Annotated in this window: 18 protein-coding genes; 7 read left to right on the top strand and 11 right to left on the bottom strand. The window is 62.2% G+C overall.

Annotated elements, in window-relative coordinates; all coding sequences use genetic code 11:
* From KI610_RS15080 to KI610_RS15070, 3 genes are read left to right on the top strand one after another with little or no spacing between them, the layout of a single operon-like run.
* On the top strand, positions 1 to 1,248 hold the full coding sequence (locus KI610_RS15080) for an HD domain-containing phosphohydrolase (RefSeq protein WP_226495783.1): 1,248 nt from the start codon (positions 1 to 3) through the stop codon (positions 1,246 to 1,248).
* A gap of 26 nt (positions 1,249 to 1,274) precedes the next feature.
* Entirely contained in the window at positions 1,275 to 2,063 is a 789-nt protein-coding gene (locus KI610_RS15075; RefSeq protein ID WP_226495782.1) for a hypothetical protein, read from the top strand.
* A complete protein-coding gene (locus KI610_RS15070; protein WP_226495781.1) occupies positions 2,060 to 2,305 on the top strand; it encodes a hypothetical protein in 246 nt (81 codons plus the stop codon). The genes KI610_RS15075 and KI610_RS15070 overlap by 4 nt, the downstream gene beginning before the upstream one ends.
* 9 nt (positions 2,306 to 2,314) lie before the next feature.
* Here KI610_RS15070 and KI610_RS15065 read toward each other — a convergent pair whose 3' ends face one another.
* The 6 genes from KI610_RS15065 to KI610_RS15040 all read right to left on the bottom strand — a co-directional run bounded on the left by KI610_RS15065 (position 2,315) and on the right by KI610_RS15040 (position 8,309).
* Entirely contained in the window at positions 2,315 to 3,247 is a 933-nt protein-coding gene (locus KI610_RS15065; RefSeq protein ID WP_226495780.1) for a chitosanase, read from the bottom strand.
* A gap of 102 nt (positions 3,248 to 3,349) precedes the next feature.
* Entirely contained in the window at positions 3,350 to 4,525 is a 1,176-nt protein-coding gene (locus tag KI610_RS15060; RefSeq protein WP_226495779.1) for an iron-containing alcohol dehydrogenase, read from the bottom strand.
* A gap of 34 nt (positions 4,526 to 4,559) precedes the next feature.
* Positions 4,560 to 5,561: an LLM class flavin-dependent oxidoreductase gene (locus KI610_RS15055; protein WP_226495778.1), complete on the bottom strand. Its 1,002-nt coding sequence runs from the start codon at positions 5,559 to 5,561 to the stop codon at positions 4,560 to 4,562.
* Complete coding sequence (locus tag KI610_RS15050; RefSeq protein WP_226495777.1) at positions 5,558 to 6,472, bottom strand: DMT family transporter; 915 nt, start codon at positions 6,470 to 6,472, stop codon at positions 5,558 to 5,560. Before KI610_RS15050 ends, KI610_RS15055 begins: the two co-directional genes overlap by 4 nt.
* A gap of 62 nt (positions 6,473 to 6,534) precedes the next feature.
* Positions 6,535 to 7,617: an alkene reductase gene (locus tag KI610_RS15045; RefSeq protein ID WP_226495776.1), complete on the bottom strand. Its 1,083-nt coding sequence runs from the start codon at positions 7,615 to 7,617 to the stop codon at positions 6,535 to 6,537.
* 107 nt (positions 7,618 to 7,724) lie between these two features.
* Positions 7,725 to 8,309, bottom strand: a complete 585-nt coding sequence (locus KI610_RS15040; protein WP_226495775.1) for a TetR/AcrR family transcriptional regulator — start codon at positions 8,307 to 8,309, stop codon at positions 7,725 to 7,727.
* 266 nt (positions 8,310 to 8,575) lie between these two features.
* On the opposite strand from KI610_RS15040, the gene KI610_RS15035 reads away from it, so the two are divergent.
* A complete protein-coding gene (locus tag KI610_RS15035) occupies positions 8,576 to 9,529 on the top strand; it encodes a toll/interleukin-1 receptor domain-containing protein (RefSeq protein WP_226495774.1) in 954 nt (317 codons plus the stop codon).
* A 95-nt stretch (positions 9,530 to 9,624) separates the two neighbouring features.
* Here the strand turns inward: KI610_RS15035 and KI610_RS15030 are convergent, their stop codons facing one another.
* From KI610_RS15030 to lysS, 4 genes are all read right to left on the bottom strand, one after another.
* Positions 9,625 to 10,896: an O-acetylhomoserine aminocarboxypropyltransferase/cysteine synthase family protein gene (locus tag KI610_RS15030; protein ID WP_226495773.1), complete on the bottom strand. Its 1,272-nt coding sequence runs from the start codon at positions 10,894 to 10,896 to the stop codon at positions 9,625 to 9,627.
* A gap of 117 nt (positions 10,897 to 11,013) precedes the next feature.
* Positions 11,014 to 12,948: a bifunctional tRNA (5-methylaminomethyl-2-thiouridine)(34)-methyltransferase MnmD/FAD-dependent 5-carboxymethylaminomethyl-2-thiouridine(34) oxidoreductase MnmC gene (gene mnmC, locus KI610_RS15025; protein ID WP_226495772.1), complete on the bottom strand. Its 1,935-nt coding sequence runs from the start codon at positions 12,946 to 12,948 to the stop codon at positions 11,014 to 11,016.
* Positions 12,948 to 13,439, bottom strand: a complete 492-nt coding sequence (locus KI610_RS15020; protein ID WP_226495771.1) for a hypothetical protein — start codon at positions 13,437 to 13,439, stop codon at positions 12,948 to 12,950. Before KI610_RS15020 ends, mnmC begins: the two co-directional genes overlap by 1 nt.
* Positions 13,440 to 13,562: 123 nt before the next feature.
* On the bottom strand, positions 13,563 to 15,068 hold the full coding sequence (lysS, locus tag KI610_RS15015; RefSeq protein WP_226495770.1) for a lysine--tRNA ligase: 1,506 nt from the start codon (positions 15,066 to 15,068) through the stop codon (positions 13,563 to 13,565).
* Between the two features lie 757 nt (positions 15,069 to 15,825).
* On the opposite strand from lysS, the gene KI610_RS15010 reads away from it, so the two are divergent.
* From KI610_RS15010 to KI610_RS15000, 3 genes are all read left to right on the top strand, one after another.
* Complete coding sequence (locus tag KI610_RS15010) at positions 15,826 to 16,764, top strand: nucleoside recognition domain-containing protein (RefSeq protein ID WP_226495769.1); 939 nt, start codon at positions 15,826 to 15,828, stop codon at positions 16,762 to 16,764.
* 11 nt (positions 16,765 to 16,775) lie between these two features.
* The gene (locus KI610_RS15005) at positions 16,776 to 17,114 is read left to right on the top strand and encodes a hypothetical protein (protein ID WP_226495768.1); all 339 of its coding nucleotides are present in this window, start codon (positions 16,776 to 16,778) and stop codon (positions 17,112 to 17,114) included.
* A 207-nt stretch (positions 17,115 to 17,321) separates the two neighbouring features.
* On the top strand, positions 17,322 to 18,503 hold the full coding sequence (locus KI610_RS15000; RefSeq protein WP_226495767.1) for an acetylornithine transaminase: 1,182 nt from the start codon (positions 17,322 to 17,324) through the stop codon (positions 18,501 to 18,503).
* Between the two features lie 153 nt (positions 18,504 to 18,656).
* On the opposite strand, the gene KI610_RS14995 is transcribed toward KI610_RS15000, so the two are convergent.
* Positions 18,657 to 18,989 (bottom strand): cupin domain-containing protein, encoded by a 333-nt coding sequence (locus KI610_RS14995; protein ID WP_226495766.1) that lies wholly within the window; start codon positions 18,987 to 18,989, stop codon positions 18,657 to 18,659.
* Between the last annotated feature and the right edge of the window lies 1 nt (position 18,990).

Here is an 18,990-nt window from a genome sequence, read left to right as displayed (position 1 = left end):
ATGACCGAAACCTTGCTTCCCGCCGATCTGGCCATCGATCTTCGACAGTTGGTGATGACCATCGCCAACACCGTCGATCTGGTCGGTGTCGACGATGTCATGCACGGCCGCCGGGTTGGCATGCTGGCGCGCGAAATGGCCATCCGCATGGGGTGGAGCGAGGCCGACCAGCTGATTCTTTACGATGCCGGCCTACTGCACGATTGCGGCGTGTCGTCGACGCGGGTGCACCATCGCCTGGTCGTCGATCTCGAATGGAGCGGCGCCGAAGAGCATTGCATTCGCGGCGACGAATTGCTCGCCAATTTTCCGCCGCTGGCCCATCTGGCCCCGATCATCCGTTATCACCACAGTGCCTGGGAATGGCTGGTAACGCAGAGCCTACCGGGTGATACGGCGCGTTTCGCCAACCTGATCTATTTGGCCGACCGCATCGATGTCCTGGCTGCGCCCTACCATGCCGACCAGAGCGTGCTGTCGCACGCCGACGAAATTCGCACCCGTCTGGCTTCGGCGCGCGGGCGTCTGTTTTCGCCCGAACTGCTCGATGCCTTCGGGCTGATCTCGCAGGAAGAGGCTTTCTGGCTGGCCATGCAGCCGGAATGGGTGCAGCAATATCAGGTCGAGATGGAGTCGCATGGCGATCTGAAGATGATCGGCTGGTCCGAGTTCAAGCAGTGTGCGACCATTTTTTCGCGCATCATCGACGCCAAATCGCCCTACACGGAGCAGCATTCGCAAGGCGTTGCACGGCTGTCGCGTTACTTGGCCGAAAGACTGGGGCTCAATGTCATCACTTGCGAAAAAATCGAAGTGGCCGGTTTGCTGCACGATATCGGCAAGCTGCAGATTCCCGACGAGATCATCGAAGGTGAAAGTGCCTTGACGGCGCATGAGTTCGACATCATGAAGAGCCACAGCTACGGGACGCTGCAGGTCCTCAAGCGGCTCCATGCCATTGCCGAAATCGCCCGTTGGGCTTCGCTGCATCACGAAACGCCGGATGGCCACGGTTATCCGTTCCACATCGGTGGCGCCGCGCTGCCCATCGAGGCGCGCATCATCAATGTCGCCGATATCTTTCAGGCGCTGGCGCAGGACCGTCCTTATCGCAAATCAATGACACCGGCCCAGATATTGGCCATCCTTCAAGAGCGCGCCGATCTGGGACGCGCCGATCCGGGCGTCGTCGGCCTGGTTGCCGAAGATGTGGCCGAATGCTACCGGGTCGCCATCTGCCTCGATTGACCCTTAATGCCGCTGGGAGAACGTCCATGATGCTGCGCATTCTTTGCCTGCTGGCCTGCCTGTTCAGTACCTCGCTGTGGGCCCAGCAGATGGAAGTCATCGAGCTCAGGAGCAAGAACGTCGATGAGGTGCTGCCGGTTCTGTTGCCGCTGGTCGAGCCTGGCGGCACGCTGACCGGCATGAACAACCAGCTTTTCCTCAAGGCCTCGCCGCGCAATCGGGCCGATATCAAACGGGCGCTGGCGGTCATCGACAAACCGGCCCGGCGCCTCATCATTCGCGTTTCGCAAAACCGTCAGGCCGAAGACAGCACGCGCGGTGCCGAGGCGAGCGGCCAGGTCGTGCTCGGTAGCACCCGGCGTAGCACGGTCGGAGCGACTGTGTGGGATACCAAGAGTGTGCGTGGCGAAAGTGCGGCGCAGATGGTGCAGACCGTCGAAGGCGGCCAGGCTTTCATCCAGGTCGGCCGTTCGCTGCCTCTCCCGATGCGCCAGGTTGTCGTTGGCCCCGGCGGCACAGTGATCAATGAAAACGTGGTTTATCAGGATGTCGGCCGAGGTTTTTACGCCGTGCCGCGCGTGAACGGCAACCGGGTGACGCTCGACATCAGCCAGCAGGCGGCCAGTCAGGGCGGCTATGGCAGCATCAACAACCAGCGCCTGTCGACGACGGTTTCCGGGCGGCTCGGCGAATGGATAGAACTCGGCGGCAGCGGTCGCCAGGCCAGCGGCAATCAGGGCGGCGCGCTCACTCTTTCAACAAGCGACGCGCGTGACAATCGCTCAATCTGGCTGATGGTAGAGGAAGTTGAATGAGCGATCTGAAACGACATATCGGGCAAAAAGTGGCGCTCGCCACCTCGATATTTTGCGCCCTGCTGGCCGTGCCGGCCTTCGGCGTGTTCATCTGGCTGTGGCTGGAGCGCGGCCTGGCCGACACCTGGGTGCCGAGCGCCCTGGCCTCGGTGGGCTTCCTCGGCGCCTGTGCCGTCGTGCTCTACGTCACGAGCCGGCCGCAGCCGCACTTGCCGCCAGAGGAAGGGCAACCCGAAGCCTGAGTCGGGTTATCAGGCAATCAGGTGAGCAATCAGAGTGCCGTCGGCGACGCCGGTGGCCGGTAAGCCTGTCTTTGCCTGAAACTGCTTGAGCAGATTGGCGCTGGTCTGGCCAAAAATGCCGTCGGCCTTGATCGGGACACCTTGCTCGGAAAGCCCGAGTTGCACCAGACGGACATCAAGGCCGCGGGCCAGTGGGCTTTGCAGCGCGATGCTGCGGGTGCCGGGTTGCGGGCCGTCATAGCAACCGGGCGGGGTGGCGCGCAGGGTGCTCAACGAAATCTCGGCGCCGCGGATGACGAGCGGCAGTTCCAGCCCCCAGTAGCCTTGCTCGATCAGGCGCTGGAAAGCATCCATCCGGTAAGCCGTCTTGCGCAAATCGCTGCGCGGATGGTTGGTCAGCCAGGCGCGCCGGGTCGCGACGTAGGCCGCGATCCACTTCTTTTCACCGAGCGCCGCGAGGCTGCCGGCCTGCGCCATGGTGCGGTCGCGCATGGCTTTCCACGAGCCGTGCACGGTGCTGTCGTAGACCACTGCAGTGCCGAGGGCAGAGGTGATACCGAGGTTGGCGGCGATGCGGGCGGCCGTCTGCCAGTAAACCTCATCAAAAAACTGATCCTGGGTTTCGCGCATGACCGGATCGTCGGCCGTGGCGCGGAGCAGATTGTGCAGGCGTAGCTCGTCGTCGAGGCTGAGGTCGATGGCCTCGAAACGCGGCAGCCAGGGCGACAGCCGTGGCCCGAAACGGGCGCCGTCATTGGTGCAGTAGCGCTGCAGCAGGTTGAGCAGATTGCCCGATGCCAGCGTCGTTTGCGAGCGCCCGAAGGTGAGGTGGCCGGTGTCGCCGGGAATGACGGTGACGCTGCCGTAGTCGCCGAGCACGACGCCGGTTTCGAACAGGTTGACGATGGATTGCGCCGTTTGCTTCTGAGTCGGGGTCAGCATGGTGATACTCCTTCCGTCCAGATTGGTCGGCTGATCATATTCCAATTTACCGATCAGGGTAGCACCATGGCATGCCCATCCCGGCGCCAAACGCGTTTCAGATCAATTGTTTGTCTGCTCCTGTTTCGTGCAGGCGGCGCGGATGATGCGTTCGGTTTTCGCCTCGTCGAGTTCGGCATGGCCGCCCAGGGCGGCATTGCCGTGGTCGCGCAGGGCCTGCATGACGCGGGCTGCAGCGTCGGGGTCGCTGACATCGGTGTCGGACAGATGGACCGGCATGTTCAGGCTGCGGTAGAAGGCTTCGATCGCGGCGATGGTTTCCCCGGCGCTCGGCTGGCTCAGCCCGAAGACGTTGCGGCCCATCTGCTCGAGTTTGGCCCGCTTGGCTTCGATCGTTTCGCGCAACAGCCAGGGCTGGATGATCGCCAGGGTACGGCCGTGGTCGATGCCGTACAGGGCGGTCAGCTCGACGGCCATGCGGTGCGTCGCCCAGTCCACCGGAACGCCCAGGCCGATGATGCCGCACAGTGCCTGATTGGCCGACCACATCATGTTTTGCCGCCAGGTCGTTTCGTGGCGCTGCGCGAAGTTGTCGGCCAGTGTCTTCAGCGCCTTCATCACGGCTTCGGCATAGCCGTCCTGGACGAGGGCGCCGACCGGGTAGGTCAGGTATTGCTCGCAGACATGAACGAAGGCATCGACGAGGCCGTTTTCCAGTTGTCGATCGGGCAGGCTGGCCATCACATCCGGGTTGAGAATGGCGAAGCGCGGCCGGGCCGGCGGCACGAAGAAAACGCGCTTTTCATGCGTGGCCTTGCGGGTCACGACGGCGCCGGCATTCGATTCCGAGCCGGTGGCCGGCAGGGTCAGTACGACGCCGACCGGCAGGGCTTTGGTCGGGACATGTTTGCCGCTGACGATGTCCCAGCCGTCCCCGTCGTAGAGCGCTGCGCAGGCGACGTACTTGGCGCCGTCGGCGACCGAGCCGCCGCCAACGCCGAGAATGAATTCTATTTTTTGCTCTTTTATCCGGTTGACCGTAGCAGTCAGCGTTTCGAGCGTCGGGTTCGGCTCGACGCCGCCAAATTCGACCACGGTGTGCCCGGCCAGGGCCGCAAGAACCTGCGCATGGACGCCGTTCTGCTTGATCGAACCACCGCCGTAAAGCAGCAGTACTTTGGCATCGCGTGGAATCAGCTCGGCCAGCTTGGCAAAGCTGTTCGGGCCGAAGTGGATTTGCGTCGGGTTGTGGTAACTGAATTCGAAAATGTGCGGCATTGCTCGTCTCCTTGGCTTGGCGCTGAACAGCGGCTTATTGTGCGAAAAAACTGGCGGTGATTTCAAGTGAACGCAGGCGCAGGGCCGGGTCGAAAATGTCGCTGACCAGGATCATTTCGTCGGCCCTGGTCGCTTCTTTCAGCGCCAGCAGGCCAGCGCGCACCGTGTCCGGTCCGCCGACGACGGCAGCACCGAGAAAATCGGCGATGCCAGAACGTTCCTGTGGATGCAGGCTGCTCAGGTACTCTGCAACCGGCGGTGGCAGGCAGCGCCGATCGCCGCGCAGGATGCCGAGGACGCGCTGGTAGGTGCTGCTGGCCAGGAACTCCGCTTCGTCGTCAGTTGTCGCGGCAATCACCGGCACGCCGATCATCACGTAGGGCTTGTCGAGTTTGGCCGAGGGGCGGAAATTGCGCCGATAGATGTCGATGGCCGGCAACAGCATGGCCGGCGCGAAATGCGAGGCGAAGGAATAGGGCAGGCCGCGTTCGGCCGCCAGGCGGGCGGAAAAGAGGCTCGAGCCAAGCAGCCAGATCGGCACTTCAGTGCCGTTGCCGGGCACTGCGACGACCATCTGGCCCGGCAAACGGGGGCCGAGCAACTGCTGCAGTTCGCTGACTGCCCGCGGGAACTCGGCTTCCGTTTCGATGCGGTCGCGGCGCAGCGCGCGCATGGTCATCTGGTCGGTGCCCGGGGCACGACCGAGGCCAAGATCGATCCGGCCGGGATAAATTTCGGCCAGCGTGCCGAAGGCCTCGGCGACGACCAGCGGCGCATGGTTGGGCAGCATGATGCCGCCCGAACCGACGCGGATGCGGCTGGTCGCCCCGGCAATGTAGCCGACCAGCACGGCCGTCGCCGAACTGGCGATGCCCGGCATGTTGTGATGTTCGGCCAGCCAGTAGCGGGTGAAGCCGAGCTGCTCGACATGGCGGGCCGTATCGCGGGCGATGGCCAGCGCCTCGGCCGTCGTGCCGCCCTCGCGGATGGCGACGAGGTCGAGCATCGAAAGTTTGGTTTCGTGCAGGGTGTTCATGCTGCCTCCTCAATCTGTTTTGCCGGATCGCGCCGGCTCGCTGCCCAGCCGAGCAGGGAAAGCAGGGCCAGGCCGCTGCCGATCAGCAAAATGCCGGCGATTTCGCTGCCCTTGAAAGCCTCGCCAAATGTAAGGCGCGACGAAAGAATGGCCACCACCGGCGTACCAAGTACCGACAGGCTGGCCTCCCAGGCCGGCACGCGGTCGAGAATGTAGATCCACAGCCACCAGCACATCGCAGTGCTGGCGACCGACATGAAGATCAGGATGCCAACGTAACTGACGGTCCATTCAGTTGGGTGTTCGGGCACGATGAAGGCGAGCAGGATGAGCGGCACGGCGCCGACGATCATCTGCCAGGTGGTCAGGGTCAGCAGGTCGACCGGCGTTTTGCCACGCAGGCGCTTGATCAGAATGGTGCCGGTCGCCCAGCACAGTGCCGCCATGAGGCCGAGGAACTTGCTGAACAGGCTGGCGTGCATGTCCCACGGTTCGATGATCAGCAGCAATCCGCCCAGCGTGCTCGCCGCCGCCAGCCACTGCTTGCCGCGCACGCGCTCGCCGAGGATGGGCCAGGCGAGCAGCAACGTCCAGATCGGCATGGTGAAAATCAATACCGCCGTCTTGCCCGGGCCACCCTCAACCAGCGCCCAGGTCTGGAAAATCATGAAGCCCGAGACTTGCGCCAGGCCGATGGCGATGGTCTGGCGCGGGGCGACCAGCTTCAGCTTGCGGCCGCTCAGGCGCAGCGCGATGACCAGCGCCAGCGCGGCGCCGACGCAGCGCTCGGCGGCAAAGGCGAAGGGCGGCGCGTAGGCCAGGCCCTGCTTGGCGAGCACCCAGGTGTAGCCCCAGGTCAGCGAGAGGACGATCAGGGCCAGCGCGGGCAGCCAACGACGGTATTCGGACATGGTGTTTCCGGAAATCGGCCCCGGCCGGCGATTGGCCGGTCGGGGTCATGGTTATAAAGAAATCAGGCAGCCAGCGCCGGGTAGTCGGTGTAACCCTCGGCCCCGCCGCCATACAGCTTGTCGGCCTGCAGTTCGTTGAGCGGCAGGTCATCCTTCAGGCGACGGACGAGGTCCGGCGTGCTGATGAACGAGCGGCCAAAGGCAACCAGGTCGGCCTTGCCGGCCGCGACATTCTCGATGGCCAAGTCACGCGAGTAGCCGTTGTTGAGCATCCAGGCACCGGGGAAAGCGCGATGCAGCGCTTCGTAGTCGAAAGCCTTGGCCTCGGGTGTGCGCGTGCCGCCGGTTTCGCCTTCGATGACGTGAAGATAGGCCAGGCCGAACGGCGCCAGCTGTTCGACGACATAGCCGTAAAGCGCCTGCGGATCGCTGTCGAGCGGCGCCGTGAAGGTCGTCATCGGGCTCAGGCGAATGCCGGTGCGGCCGGCACCGATTTCCTTGGTAATCGCTTCGACGACTTCAAGCAGCAGGCGGGCGCGGTTGGCGATGCTGCCGCCGTAAGGGCCGCTGCGGTCATTGACGCTATCGCGCAGGAACTGCTCGATCAGGTAGGTGTTGGCGGCATGCAGCTCGACGCCATCAAAGCCCGCATCGATGGCGTTGCGCGCGGCGCGACGGTAATCCTCGATCAGGCCGGGGATTTCATCGTCGCGCAGGGCGCGCGGCGTGGACACCGGGACGAAGCCGTCGCTGGTAAAGGTCGAGGCGTTCGCGACCTTGTCGGTCGACGACACCGGCGCCGCGCCATCCGGCAGCAGCGAGGTGTGCGAAATGCGCCCGACGTGCCACAACTGCAGCACGATCTTGCCGCCGGCGGCATGCACAGCATCGGTCACCTGGCGCCAGCCGGCGATCTGTTCCGGGCTGTGGATGCCCGGGGTGGCAAGGTAGCCCTGGGCCATCGGGCTGATCTGGCTGGCCTCGGCGATGATCAGGCCGGCCGTGGCGCGCTGGCGGTAATACTCGACGGTCAGCGGTCCGGCAACATTGCCGGCGATGGCGCGGTTGCGCGTCAGCGGTGCCATGACGATGCGGTTGGAGAGGGCGATATCGCCGATTTGGATCGGGTCGAACAGGGAAGTCATGTTGAATCTCCTGATGGGTAACTGATGAAAATTAGACTGGTCGTCTAGTGTTTCGGGTTAAAAATTGGCCGCAACAGCATGCGGCCTGTGGTCGGATGTTCAATGATTCAAGGTGTCAGCAACTGTCTGGTAAAGCGCATAGCGTTTTCGAGGGCCTGGCTGTTGCGGTGCAGCTTGCCGAGCAGGCTGGCGCCCAGCCAGAGTTGGTAGAGCAATTGCGCGGTCGGCCGGGCTTCGAGCGCCGGCAGCGAGCCATCGGCGACGCCGCCTTCAATGGCGCCGGCGATGCGGTCCACAATGCGGTCGGTTCCGTCGCGCAAGGTCAGGCGCATGGCATCCGACAGGTCGGAGACCTCGGCGGCAAGCTTGACGACCAGGCATTTCTGCTCGGCGCATTCAGTGCACTGCTTGTCCACCCAGCGCTGCCAGTAGCGCATCAGACGTTCGTGACCCGATGTTGCTTCGAGCGCAAACAGACTGTCGATATCGGCTAGATAGCGCCCGAAGTAGTCTTCGAGCAGGGCCTTGCCGTAGTCTTCCTTGGATTCGAAATAGTGATAAAACGACCCCTTCGGCACGCCGGCGGCCTTCAGCAATTCGTTCAAACCCACGCTGGCAAAGCCTTTCCCTGCAAAAATGCCGAGACCGGTGTCGAGAATGTGCTGACGCGTATTGTCGTGACGAGTGTTCATGGGAAGTAGTTTGCCAACAAATAGACCAGTCGTCTAGTGTTTTTGTTGCTACGTCTAACATGATTGCTTTGCAATTACCGGCTACCTGCCAAGGGACTTCCAGGACATCGTTCTCTAGCGAACATTGCTACATTCTAGGTGTATGCTGATGTGCTGGGTTTTCGTTGCATCTGATACAAACGGTGCCGCTGAGTTATACGACACGCGTTGGAACTGTGGCGAAATACCGTTTTCCTATATCAAAGCAATAAGCAAAAGGCCCTTCAATGACTCCAAAGGTATTCATCAGCCACGCCAGCGAAGACAAGTCGCGCTTCGTGACGGCGTTTGCAACTCAGCTACGGGCGAATGGCGTTGACGCATGGTTGGACCGCTGGGAGATGCTGCCGGGTGACAGCCTCGTAGATAAGATATTCGAAGAGGGTCTCAAGGATGCCAACGCGGTAATCATAGTTCTTTCGAACAACAGCGTTGCGAAGCCATGGGTATCGGAAGAGCTAAACGCGAGCATGGTATCCCGTATATCTAAAGGCACGAAAATCATCCCGGTCGTCATCGATAGTTGCGATGTGCCGGAAGCGCTGAAGTCGACGTTATGGGAGCGTATCGAAGATACAAATTACTTCGATGTGCCGCTAAAACGCATATTGGCGGCGATATTTGAAGTCCGAGAGAAACCGCTTCTCGGTAACCCCCCCGAGTTTGTTCAACGGGCATTCCAACGCATTGATAACCTTTCAAGCGTAGATACATTTGTGTTGAAGCGAGTGGCGGAGTACGACTTGGAAACAAATTCTCATATCGTTGAGCCCGAGAATATTTTCACTGATCTTGACGCGCTTGGTCTTACGAAAGATCAGGTGTCTGAATCAATTGAGATACTAGGCTCCGACGGATACTTCGAGTTGTCCCGCTATTTCGGCGGAGGCCCGGATCGGTATGGTTGCCATATTCGCGTAACGCGATACGGCCTCGAACAGTACTGCTTATCCGAAGTCGAAAAATATGATCAGCTAAAAGAACAGTGCGCGGGACTGGTAGTAAATGAGGATGTATGCGACAACGAAACTTTGGCGGCGAAGACGGGGGAGAAACCACGACTAATAGAGCATATTTTGGATATTTTCGAGTCCAATGATCTGATCAAAGTCACGAAATTCATGGGGGGCAACATTTCGATCCATCACGTCCATCCGAAGTTTCGGAGAATGCTGTCTTGATTCCGTATAAAACAAATCGCTGTAGCTGACGCTTGACCCGCTGCTTCAAAACAAAAACCCGGCACTAGGCCGGGTTTTTGTTGCGTGCCTTTTGATCAGGCGGCGTTGAGCGCCTGATCCAGATCGGCGATCAGGTCGTCGATGTGCTCGATGCCGACCGACAGGCGGATCATGTCTTCGGAAACGCCGGCCTTGGCCAGTTCTTCCGGCGACAGTTGGCGGTGCGTGGTCGATGCCGGGTGGCAGGCGAGGGTCTTGCAGTCGCCGATGTTGACGAGGCGGGTGACGAGTTGCAGCGCATCCTGGAACTTGCCGCCAGCCACGCTGCCGCCCTTGACGCCGAAGTTGAGGATGCCGGAGGCGCGGCCGCCCATGTATTTCTGGACCAGCGCGTGGTCCTTGTGGTCGGGCAGACCGGCGTAATTGACCCAACTGCATTTCGGGTGGCTCTTGAGGAAATTGGCGATCTTGAGCGAGTTTTCGCAGATGCGGTCCATGCGCAGGGCCAGTGTTTCGATGCCTTGCAGGATCAGGAAGGCGTTGAACGGGCTGATGGCGGCGCCCATGTTGCGCAGCGGCACGACGCGGGCGCGGCCGATGTAGGCGGCGGGGCCGAGGGCTTCGGTGTAGACGACGCCGTGGTAGGAGACGTCCGGCTCGTTGAGGCGCTTGAACTTGGCTTTGTGCTCGGCCCACGGGAATTTGCCGCTGTCGACGATGATGCCGCCGAGGCTGTTGCCGTGGCCGCCGAGGTACTTGGTCAGGGCGTGCACAACGATGTCGGCGCCGTGCTCGAAGGGGCGGCACAGGTAGGGCGAGGGGACGGTGTTGTCGACGATGACTGGCACGCCATGCTTGTGGGCGATTTCGGCGAGCTTTTCGAAATCGACGACATTGCCGAGCGGGTTGCCGACGGATTCGCAGAAGACGGCCTTGGTCTTGGCGTCGATGAGCTTTTCAAATGCCGCCGGATCGCGGTAGTCGGCGAAGCGGACGTCGATGCCGTATTGCGGCAGGGTGTGGGCGAACAGGTTGTAGGTGCCGCCGTACAGCGTGCTCGAGGTGACGATGTTGTCGCCGGCCTCGGCGATGGTCTGGATCGCGGCGGTGATGGCCGCCATGCCGGAGGCCAAGGCCAGCGCGGCAATGCCGCCTTCCATTTCGGCGACGCGCTTTTCGAGCACGTCCTGCGTCGGGTTCATGATGCGCGTGTAGATGTTGCCGGCAACCTTGAGGTCGAACAGGTCGGCGCCATGCTGGGTGCTGTCGAAGGCGTACGAGGTCGTCTGGTAGATGGGGACGGCGACGGCCTTGGTGGTCGGGTCCGGGCTGTAGCCGCCGTGGACGGCGATGGTTTCGATCTTCATGCGAGCGTCTCTCTTGATGTTGTTGTGGAAAAAGGGATGTCGGGAAACAGGCTGCCTAGCTTAGCGCGCCGGGCGCCGGGCGCCAATATCGATGTCTTCTATTGATATGCCCAAACGTCATGCTGCCGGTTCGCTGGCTTCTTCGTCGCCGGGAAAGGTCTCGGCTGAATGACGCGCTGCCTTGATCATGAAGCGGCCGGGGTCGAGGGCATCGACGAGGTCGCGTTCGAGGGGCAGCGGCTCGCCTTCGATCTGGCTGAGCAGCAGGTCGGCCATCAGCGCCGACCACACGATGCCGCGCGCGCCGAAACCCTGGACGCACCACAGGCCGGGCTGGCGCGGAATGTTGTGGAGGCGCGTGTTGGGCGTCGCGGCCAGGATGTCCGGTACGGCGCCGACGATGGGCAGGCGGTCCGGCGACATCGGGCGGAAGCCGACGCGGCCATGCAGCGCGGCCGGGTCGATGTGGGTGGCGAAGTCGGGCAGGGTCAGGCGGAGGCGGGCAAGGTTGTCGCGGTGGTCGCTTTCGCGCTCATTGGTGTCGTCGTCTTCGTAGGACAGCGAGGCGCCAATCAATTGCGTGCCGTCGACTTCGGGGATGGCGTAGCCGACCTGGAAAAGAACGGCCTTGAGCGGCGTGCCGGCCGCCGCTGGCAAATGACTGACCTGGCCGCGTCCGGAACGTTGCGGTAGCCAGGCGAATTGCTCGAAGCGCGGGGCGGCGGCGCCGCTGGCCATGATCAGCACGGGAGCTTCGGCCAGAATATTGCCGGCCGCATCGAGCGCCTGCCATTCCGTTTTTGGCCGAAAAATCCGGTTGACCGTGGCATTGAAGCGGGTCGTTATTTTTTCGGGAAAAGCGGCCAGTGCGGCTTGGCAAACCGAGGGCGGTTGCACCCAGCCGCCATTCGGGAACCACCAGCCACCGATATTTACGGGTTGGCCGAGCAGTTGGCTGGCTTCTTCCCTGTCGACGAAACGGAGAAGGTCAGGCGGCAAGCTGAGTTGTTCGACGGCACGTTTTTGCTGCGCTTCGTGCTCCGGTTCGCGCGCCAGATGCAGCACGCCGCAGGGCGACCAGCGGGCGTCGGGCAGGCTGGCGAGCAGGGCGCGGGTGGCGAGAAATCCGGCGCGGGTGAGGCGGGAGAGGCGGTTGTCGTCGGCGCTGGGCAGCGGGCGCAGCATGCCGGCCAGGTTGCTCGAGGCGCCGGTAGCCGGGGCATCAGCCTGCTCAAGTACGGTGACCTGCCAGCCGGCGGCGGCCAGCGCGTAGGCCGTGGCGCTGCCGGCAATGCCGGCGCCGATGACGATGGCCCGGCGATCCGTCGGCGCGACGTGACGATCCGGCCGGCGCGAACGGAAGCGGCCGACCAGCATTTGCCGCTTGCCGACCGGGCCGGGGCGTTTTTCGACGTCGAACTCGGCGTCTTTCAATGCCTGGCGGACGTGGCCGGCGACCGTCCACGTGGCGATGGTGGCGCCCGGCGCGGTCAGTCTGGCCAGGCCCTTGCAGAATTGCGGCGACCACAATTCCGGATTCTTTTGCGGCGAAAAACCGTCGAGGAAAAAGGTATCGACCGAGGCGTCGATGTTGCGCAGTTGCGTCGCGGCGTCGCCGAAAAGCAGCGTCAAAATGACCTGCCCGCCGTCGAGATGCAGCCGGTGCATGCCGGGCACCAGCGGCGGCCAGTGTTTTTGCACTTCCGCCGCCAGTTTGCCGAATTCCGGCCAGGCTTGCTGGCAGGTGGCGAGGTCTGCCACGGTCAACGGGAATTTTTCGCAAGAAATGAAATGCAGTCGCCGGCAGCGCTGCGGGTCGTCCCGCCAGGCCTGCCAGGCGGCGAGGAAGTTCAGCCCGGTGCCGAAGCCTGTTTCGAGGATGACGAAGCGATCGCGCCCTTGCCAGCGTTGCGGCAGTTCATTGCCGGCGAGAAAGACATGCCGGGCCTGCGTCGGGCCGCCGAGGGCGGAGTGGTAAACGTCGTCGAAGGCAGCGGAGTAGGGCGTGCCGTAGGCGACGAATTCGATTTTGGCGGGCTGCAGCTTGTCCACTAATGCAGGCGCGAGATGTCTATGGCTGGCGTGACGCTCGCTGGCACCGGGGCGTCGTCGAGGGCCAAATTCCATTGCGCATGCTCGGCACCGGCGCGCAGCATGGCGCACAAGGTTTGCAGCAACTCGATGTTCATGGCGAGCTGAAAACTGCGCTCCCGGCCTTCGCGGAAGATCAGGTTAAAGGTGCCATCGCTCAGGGTGTCGACCTTGAGTTCGCTACTGAGCAGTGGCGTCGAACCGAGCGGGTAGGTGGCGTTTTCGTCGGAAAAAGCCTGATCAAAGTTGACCGCCTCGTCGGCCGGAGTCTCGCCAACAATCTGCGTCGCCACCGCCTGCTTCCCGGCCAGCCGGGACAGGTGCGGCCACACTTCGCGCAGGAAACGCCGGGTCAGCCAGATACGGTATTCCTCGTCGTCCTGCGTGGAAATGCGTAGAAGCAGACGATCCTGTACTTGGTCGCAAGCAACTTGAAGCTGACGAATTTGCATCAGAAATTACCAGGAAAACTCGATGATCGAGCGAGCGCCGGCGAGACAAGGCGCAGCCGACCGCCGCATAGCTAGACTATGCAAGATCGGTTGCAACGCCGTATCGCCAAGCGCAGCCGATCATCATTCGGGGCGCATGGAGGGGAACAGGATCACGTCGCGAATCGCTGCTGCATCGGTCAGCAGCATGATCAGCCGATCAATCCCGATCCCACACCCGCCAGTCGGCGGCAGCCCGTATTCCAGCGCCCGAATGAAATCAGCGTCGTAATACATCGCCTCTTCATCCCCGGCATCCTTCGCCTTCATCTGTTCCTGGAAGCGCGCCGCCTGATCTTCGGCATCGTTCAACTCGGAGAAACCATTGGCAATTTCCCGCCCAACAATGAACAGCTCAAAGCGCTCGGTGATTTCCGGATTGGAATTGGAAGCACGAGCCAGCGGAGAAACTTCAACCGGATAATCGATGATGAAGGTCGGCTCCCAGCACTGGGCTTCGGCGCAGGCTTCGAACAGTTGCAGTTGCAGGCTGCCCAGGCCGCCCGGCTTGAGCGGCTCGCCAAAGGCCTTGATCTTGGTCTTGAGAAATTCGACATCGGCCAGTTGCTCGTCGGTGAAAGACGGCTGCTGGCGCTGGATGGCCTGGTTGATGGTCAGGCGATGGAAAGGCTTGGACAGGTCGAGCTCGCGGCCCTGATAGATGAAGACTTCCTTGCCCAGCGCCTCGCGCGCGGCGTGGCGGAGCAGGCCTTCGGTGAAGTCCATGAGCGTGTGGTAATTCGCATACGCCTCGTAGAACTCCATCATCGTGAATTCGGGGTTGTGGCGCGGGCTCAAACCTTCGTTGCGGAAGTTGCGGTTGATTTCGAAGACCTTCTCGAAACCACCGACAACGAGGCGCTTGAGGTAGAGCTCCGGGGCGATGCGCAGGAACTGCTGCATGTCGAGCGCGTTGTGGTGCGTGACAAACGGCTTGGCCGAGGCGCCGCCGGGGATCGGGTGCATCATCGGCGTTTCGACTTCCATGAAGCCGTGGCCGGTCATGTAGTTGCGGATGGCGGCGACGATGTCGGAGCGGGCGCGGAAGGTGGCGCGCGTTTCCTCGTTCATGATCAGGTCGACGTAACGCTGGCGATACTTCATTTCCTGATCGGCCAGGCCGTGGAACTTGTCCGGCAGCGGGCGCAGCGACTTGGTCAGCAGGCGGATTTCGGCGGCCTGGATGGACAGCTCGCCGGTCTTGGTCTTCATCAGGATGCCGCTGACGCCAATAATGTCGCCTAGGTCCCAGGTCTTGAAGTCGGCATAGACTTCTTCGCCGACGCGGTCACGGGTGATGTAAAGCTGGATGCGGCCCGACAGATCCTGAATGGTGGCGAAGGAAGCCTTGCCCATGACCCGCTTGAGCATCATGCGGCCGGCGACCTTGACCTCGACCGGCAGACCTTCGAGTTCTTCCGCCGTCTTGGCGCCATAGCCTTCGAGGACTTTCGCGGCGGTGTTCTCGCGCTGGAAGTCGTTCGGGAAGGCTTTCCCGGTCTTTCGCCACTCGGCCAGTTTGGCGCGGCGCTCGGCGATGAGCTGGTTTTCGTCCTGCTGGACCGGGGCTTGCTGTTCGGGGTTGGACATGAAGAATCCTTGGGGAAATGGGGGGTGCTTCAGGCAAAAGCCTAGAACCGGTGATTTTCGCCGATTTATGGTCCTTGGGACAAGGTTCGCTGCTCTTGTTTTGTAGCGGATGGCTGGCGATTTCCCGATTATTGGCATGGGGTTCCGCCTTGCTGGCGGGCGTACTTTCTTTTGCTTCGCCAAAAGAAAGTAGCCAAAGAAAAGGCGACCCCGAGGGCGGCGCCGGGCTTTGCCCGGTCCCTTGCGCTACTCGGAAGGCCGGGCGGCTGCGGAACTCGGGCTTCGCCCTCAGACAGTCCTCGCCGACTGCCCCCGGCCTTCCTGCGTTGCTCAGCGCCTTCCACGGGGGCCCCAAAGGCGTCCATGCTCAACCGTTTTGCCCCAAGAATTGCATTCCTACGGTCAACCGGAAAAAACAGCCAAAAATGGAATCTGCTATTCAGGCACCCAAGCTCAAGCACGGATCGTTTTACCGGGCCCCTTGAGAGGTGCCGAGCAACGCAGGGGCTGGCGGATAAAGGGCGAGGACTGTCTGAGGGCGAAGCCCGAGTTCCGCAGCCCCCGCCAGTCCCGAGTAGCGCAGGGAACCGGCGCAGCCGGCACCGACCCAGGGTCGCCTTCTTCTTTGGCTACTTTCTTCTTGGCGAAGCAAGAAGAAAGTACGCCCGCCAACAAGGCGGAACCCCAAGCCAATTCAGAGGGCCAAGAGAAATCGCCAATACAACCCAACCCTCACGCCAATGCAATAATCCCCCTTATGGAAATCCTCATCGAAATCATCCTCAAAGCCGGCCGTTCCGCCGTCGAACTGGCCTTCTTCGTCCTGCTCCCCGTCATGGTCGTCATGCTCTCGCTCATGCGCCTGCTCGAAGCGCGCGGTGTGCTGGACTGGGTCGTCGCCCGTCTCGCCCCGTTGCTCAAACCGGTCGGCCTGACCGGGCTGGGCGTCTTCGCCGCCTTGCAGATCAACTTTGTGAGCTTCGCCGCACCGATGGCGACGCTGACCATGATGGAACAGCGTGGCGCCTCCGACCGCCACATCGCCGCCACGCTGGCCATGGTTTTCGCCATGTCGCAGGCCAACGCGGCGCTGCCGATGATGACCATGGGCCTCGATCTGGCGCTGACCCTGACCTATTCGCTGATCGGTGGCCTGACCGCTGCAGCGGCGACCTATTACCTGTTCGGCCGGACGTTATCGAACAGCGAAAGCCGGCTTGATGAAACCCTGCATCATCCGGTTGCCGAGAGCGCCAAGGGGGTGCTCGATGTCATCAACCGGGCCGGGGCTGAAGCTTTCAAGCTCTCCGTCGGCGCCATTCCGATGCTCGTGCTGTCGCTGGTCGTCGTTACCGCGCTGCGTACCAGCGGCGCCATCGATGCGCTGACCCGCCTGCTGGCACCTGTTCTCACCGCCGCTTCCATCGACAGCGCGCTGATCTTGCCGACACTAACCAAGTACATCGCCGGTGGCACAGCGATGATGGGTGTCATGGACGAAATGCGCAAAGCCGGCCAGATCAGCGTCGAACTGCTCAACGCCAGCGCCGGCTTCCTGATTTCCCCCTTCGACCTGCCCGGTGTGGCCGTGCTGATTTCCGCCGGGCCGCGCATTGCTGCTGTCTGGAAACCGGCTGCCCTCGGTGCTTGTATCGGTATCGCTGTACGCACCGTCGGACATATACTCGCTGTATGAACCGACCAAAATTGACCCGCTTGATCCTGGCTGCCAGCGCCGGCCTGATGATCGCCAGCGCCTCTGCTGCTTCCTTGAACCTGCTCGGTTTCGACGACATGTCCTGCGCTGCATGGAGCAAATCGAAGGATGACCCCGACCAGCGCGCCGCCTACGTCGTCTGGGTGCGCGGCTTTTTGACGGGACACAACTACGCTTTGCCGAACCAGCAGGTTTCGAGTTTTTCCAGCAGCACGTTGGAACTGAAACTGAATCAATACTGCAGCCGGAGTCCGACTGGCATGATCAGCGATGCCGCGATGCGCATGAGCGACGAGCTTTCCGGACGCAATCAGCCGATCAAGAAATAGCAGGCACTCGCGCGATCTTTTGTGCTGGCAACATATGTGAACGTCTGGTTAAGTTACTTCAAACGAACTTTTGCAAGTGCTTTGATTTCACTCCGTCCATTTGCCTTGGCGGCGACTCCTGGCCGATTGGCGAGCTCGCTGCAGCCTCGCGTAATTCGGTAATATCGCGGGCTTAGCATTCCAGTTCCCTTCCACGGAAATCCGACCATGCAATACCACGCCGCCAATACCGATTCCCTGATGAGCATCACCAACCGTCCCGACCTCGTTTTCGAGCGCGGCGAAGGGTCATGGCTGTACGATCATCAGGGCAAGGCCTACCTCGACTTCATCCAGGGCTGGGCGGTGAATACGCTTGGTCATTGCCCGCCGGAAATCGCTGCGGCACTGGCCGCCCAGGCCGGCAAGCTGATCAACCCGAGCCCGGCTTTCTACAACGGGCCGATGATCGAACTGGCCGGTCTGCTCACCGCCAACTCGGTGTTCGACCGCGTCTTCTTCGCCAACACCGGCGCCGAGGCCAACGAGGGGGCGATCAAGCTGGCGCGCAAGTGGGGCCGCCTGCACAAGGATGGTGCCTACGAGATCATCACCTTCGGCCATTCCTTCCACGGCCGCACGCTGGCCACCATGTCGGCTTCCGGCAAGGCTGGTTGGGACACGATTTACGCGCCGCAGGTGCCGGGCTTCCCGAAAGCGACTTACAACGACATTGCTACGGTCAACGAGAAAATCGGGCCAAAAACGGTAGCCGTCATGCTCGAACCGGTGCAGGGCGAGGGCGGGGTGATCCCGGCAGACATCGAATTCCTCAAGGCGCTGCGTGAGCTGACCACGGCGCGCGGCATCCTGCTCATCGTCGATGAAGTGCAGACCGGCATGGGCCGCACCGGCAAGCTGTTCGCCTACGAACACGCCGGCATCACGCCGGACATCATGACGCTGGCCAAGGGCATCGGCGGCGGCGTGCCGCTGGCGGCGCTGCTGGCGCGCGAGGAAATCTGCTGCTTCGAACCGGGCGATCAGGGCGGCACCTACAACGGCAATCCGCTCATGACGGCGGTTGGCGCGGCGGTGTTGAAGCGCCTGCTGACACCGGGTTTCCTGGCCGGGGTCGAGGCGCGTGGTCAATATCTGTCGAAGCGGCTGCTCGAACTTTCCGCCAAGCATGGCTTGTCGGGCGAACGCGGTTCCGGCCTGTTGCGCGCCTTGGTGCTGGCTGACGAGCGCGGCCCCGACATCGTTCGCCGGGCGCTTGAGGGCGGACCGACAGGCCTGCTCCTCAACTCGCCGCGCCCCAATCTGCTGCGCTTCATGCCGGCGCTGAATGTGACCGAGGCCGAGATCGACCAGATGATTGCCATGCTCGACGCCCTGCTGCAGGGCTGAAACAGGAGCCAGCCAGCGCCCCCGGAACACCCGGAGCGGGCGCTCGGGCCGGGCTGCATCATCTCGGCGATGCTCGATTTCGCCTTGATCTCCACGCGGAAGCCTTGTCCGTGACCTGGCGAACAGCCACGACGGGATTTGTTTGCCGGATACTTATTTCTCGGCCGCGTAATGAACGGCCAGCCAGACCGTTGGCTGCTCCGGGTCTGTCCACTCCACCCGATGCCGGCGATGCGGGGCGATGTCGATGAAATCGCCGGGGTTGAGCCGGACAGGTTCCGGCGAGTCTTCGAAGCGCAGGGTCGCCTGACCTTGCAGGACGACCACCCATTCACCCTCGGGCTGGTCGTACCAGAAGCCCTCCGGGCTGCACTGGCCGGTCGACACAATGCGTTCGATGCGCAGGCCGGGGCGGTTGAGCAGATTTGAAAATTGCTCATTTTTTCCGGTTGACCGTGGGATTGCGGCAAACAGGTTGTCCGACATC

This window comes from Ferribacterium limneticum (assembly GCF_020510565.1).
Classification (GTDB): Bacteria; Pseudomonadota; Gammaproteobacteria; order Burkholderiales; family Rhodocyclaceae; genus Azonexus; species Azonexus limneticus_B.
This window is presented reverse-complemented; position numbering and strand designations above follow the sequence as displayed.

What these genes read in the sequence shown, in the direction of transcription:
- KI610_RS15080 (WP_226495783.1), top strand. Translation starts at nt 1, where the DNA reads ATGACCGAAACCTTGCTTCCCGCCGATCTGGCCATCGATCTTCGACAG.
- KI610_RS15075 (WP_226495782.1), top strand. Translation starts at nt 1,275, where the DNA reads ATGATGCTGCGCATTCTTTGCCTGCTGGCCTGCCTGTTCAGTACCTCG.
- KI610_RS15070 (WP_226495781.1), top strand. Translation starts at nt 2,060, where the DNA reads ATGAGCGATCTGAAACGACATATCGGGCAAAAAGTGGCGCTCGCCACC.
- KI610_RS15065 (WP_226495780.1), bottom strand. Translation starts at nt 3,247, where the DNA reads ATGCTGACCCCGACTCAGAAGCAAACGGCGCAATCCATCGTCAACCTG.
- KI610_RS15060 (WP_226495779.1), bottom strand. Translation starts at nt 4,525, where the DNA reads ATGCCGCACATTTTCGAATTCAGTTACCACAACCCGACGCAAATCCAC.
- KI610_RS15055 (WP_226495778.1), bottom strand. Translation starts at nt 5,561, where the DNA reads ATGAACACCCTGCACGAAACCAAACTTTCGATGCTCGACCTCGTCGCC.
- KI610_RS15050 (WP_226495777.1), bottom strand. Translation starts at nt 6,472, where the DNA reads ATGTCCGAATACCGTCGTTGGCTGCCCGCGCTGGCCCTGATCGTCCTC.
- KI610_RS15045 (WP_226495776.1), bottom strand. Translation starts at nt 7,617, where the DNA reads ATGACTTCCCTGTTCGACCCGATCCAAATCGGCGATATCGCCCTCTCC.
- KI610_RS15040 (WP_226495775.1), bottom strand. Translation starts at nt 8,309, where the DNA reads ATGAACACTCGTCACGACAATACGCGTCAGCACATTCTCGACACCGGT.
- KI610_RS15035 (WP_226495774.1), top strand. Translation starts at nt 8,576, where the DNA reads ATGACTCCAAAGGTATTCATCAGCCACGCCAGCGAAGACAAGTCGCGC.
- KI610_RS15030 (WP_226495773.1), bottom strand. Translation starts at nt 10,896, where the DNA reads ATGAAGATCGAAACCATCGCCGTCCACGGCGGCTACAGCCCGGACCCG.
- KI610_RS15020 (WP_226495771.1), bottom strand. Translation starts at nt 13,439, where the DNA reads ATGCAAATTCGTCAGCTTCAAGTTGCTTGCGACCAAGTACAGGATCGT.
- lysS (WP_226495770.1), bottom strand. Translation starts at nt 15,068, where the DNA reads ATGTCCAACCCCGAACAGCAAGCCCCGGTCCAGCAGGACGAAAACCAG.
- KI610_RS15010 (WP_226495769.1), top strand. Translation starts at nt 15,826, where the DNA reads ATGGAAATCCTCATCGAAATCATCCTCAAAGCCGGCCGTTCCGCCGTC.
- KI610_RS15000 (WP_226495767.1), top strand. Translation starts at nt 17,322, where the DNA reads ATGCAATACCACGCCGCCAATACCGATTCCCTGATGAGCATCACCAAC.
- KI610_RS14995 (WP_226495766.1), bottom strand. Translation starts at nt 18,989, where the DNA reads ATGTCGGACAACCTGTTTGCCGCAATCCCACGGTCAACCGGAAAAAAT.